This is a genomic window from Planktothrix sp. FACHB-1355, from assembly GCF_014748295.1.
Classification (GTDB): domain Bacteria; phylum Cyanobacteriota; class Cyanobacteriia; order Cyanobacteriales; family Aerosakkonemataceae; genus Aerosakkonema; species Aerosakkonema funiforme_A.
Genome location: NZ_JACJUP010001291.1, coordinates 1 through 1,854, shown reverse-complemented (window position 1 = coordinate 1,854; position 1,854 = coordinate 1). Strand labels below are relative to the sequence as shown.

Annotated in this window: 3 protein-coding genes; 1 reads left to right on the top strand and 2 read right to left on the bottom strand. The window is 43.3% G+C overall.

The window, feature by feature from the left end:
* Positions 1–65: 65 nt before the first annotated feature.
* The gene (locus H6S82_RS31695; RefSeq protein WP_190471656.1) at positions 66–281 is read right to left on the bottom strand and encodes a hypothetical protein; all 216 of its coding nucleotides are present in this window, start codon (positions 279–281) and stop codon (positions 66–68) included.
* A gap of 123 nt (positions 282–404) precedes the next feature.
* Between H6S82_RS31695 and ispD the strand changes: the two genes are divergently transcribed.
* Entirely contained in the window at positions 405–1,088 is a 684-nt protein-coding gene (ispD, locus tag H6S82_RS31690; protein WP_190471652.1) for a 2-C-methyl-D-erythritol 4-phosphate cytidylyltransferase, read from the top strand.
* 43 nt (positions 1,089–1,131) lie between these two features.
* Here the strand turns inward: ispD and H6S82_RS31685 are convergent.
* The coding region (locus tag H6S82_RS31685; RefSeq protein WP_191057381.1) for an alpha/beta hydrolase at positions 1,132–1,854 on the bottom strand (723 nt) is incomplete at its 5' end.

Below are 1,854 nucleotides of genomic sequence, written 5' to 3'. Positions count from 1 at the left end.
AATCAGAAGTGGAAACCAGGGACTTGACGGCGATTAAAATCGCCAGGTGCGTTTCATCCCCATGTCTAAAGCCAGGGGCTTTCACGCACGGTTTTCGGTAACCAAGGCTCTACTCGTCCCAAAAACGAACGAATTTCAAATCCCATTTCACCCCCAAATGGAGGTAGAACTTTTGGATATGTATTTTTAGTATCGCTATTTGCTAATAATTCTTCCTCATCTTTGGCGGATTTTTTAGTAAGGCTAGCCACAATACTGAGGAGTATATCGCGTTTCTTCATAGCATTTTTTGTAGTTTAAAGTATTTAAAATTTTAGGATAATTACTAAACTAGCTGCATTATAATTAGTCTATTATAAAAAAGCCAAAAATGGCAACAATTTTTGGAATAAAGTGAGGGTGGTGTGCATTTATTGATTCCGGCAGCTGGCATGGGGCGTCGCATGGGAAGCGATCGCAATAAACTTCTCTTGACTCTTTTAGGCAAACCTTTAATTGCTTGGACGCTTTTGGCAGTCGAATCATCTAGTATCGACTGGATTGGTATCGTGTGTCAACCAGAGGATCTGCCAGATTTGAAAGCTATTGTGGCAGAACTGTCTCTAAGTAAGCCAATACAGTTCATTCAGGGGGGTGCAACGCGCCAGGAGTCAGTTTACAACGGTTTGCAGGCGCTACCGCCAGATGCCGATCGAGTATTGATTCACGACGGCGCGAGGTGTTTGGCGACACCTGATTTGCTCGATCGATGTGCGTCGGCGCTTTTACAGCATCAAGGTTTGATTGCGGGGGTGCCGGTGAAGGATACGATCAAAATTGTCGATGAAGCTAAGTTGATCGAAGATACGCCCGATCGCCGCAACTTGTGGGCAGCCCAAACGCCGCAAGGATTTGATGTGCAGTTGTTGAAGGAATGCCATGAAAAAGGGCGTCAACTGGGATGGGAAGTCACAGATGACGCCGCTTTGTTTGAAAAGTGCGGTTTACCGGTGTTAATTGTGGAAGGCGAGGAGACGAATCTGAAGGTGACAACACCGGTAGATTTAGCGATCGCCGAATTTATTTTGCGTCAGCGCTTGGGGAAATAAGATATATGGCAGAAGAGGAAAGAGAAAAAGGTCGATTTTGAATTTAATCTTGACTTGCTAAAAAGCGAATCGAGGAATTTTCAATTATTTTCTCAATTTCTGCCTCGATTTCCTTTTTATTCAAATCGGTTGCCAGCAATAAATTCAGAATTGCAAAAGATGGCGTGTGCTTTTGGAAGTAGCCACCGTGCAAGTCAACGCCAGCCAGCTTGCCGAAAATAATATTGCCAAGATCGATCGCCAGTCCGTTATAACTATTGAGAGGCAACTTCACGAAATTAACGCCGCCTCGATTACCTGCCACTTTCATTTCCGAACAATCTAAGTAATTCAATTTGTTAAATAATTCCAAATCGGCTTTAGGTTGTTTAAGTTTCTGGGAATTGAATAGGATACGGATACAAGGTTCCGGTTTATTTTCTCCCTGTTTGGGTAAATAAACATTTCCCAACCGCAAACCAGACATGGGAATACTCGGTTCGCTAAACCAATTGCCAACTGTGGAAAGGTAACGCAACACGATATCGCGATCGCTCGACATTAAATAAATTTGAGCGCTGCAATTAAACGCAGTGCGAAGATAATTATTTCGTCCTTGACGCAGCAATTCCAGCGGCACATCCGGGGAAGCCAAAATTAACTTATCTAATTGGAAATGTTCGCCAAACTTGTTGGGTTTTTCTTCATCGTAGCGGAAATGATAGCGTAAGAGGCTGATTGCGTTCAGAACTACAAAGCCACCCATGCTATGACCGATGATATTAAT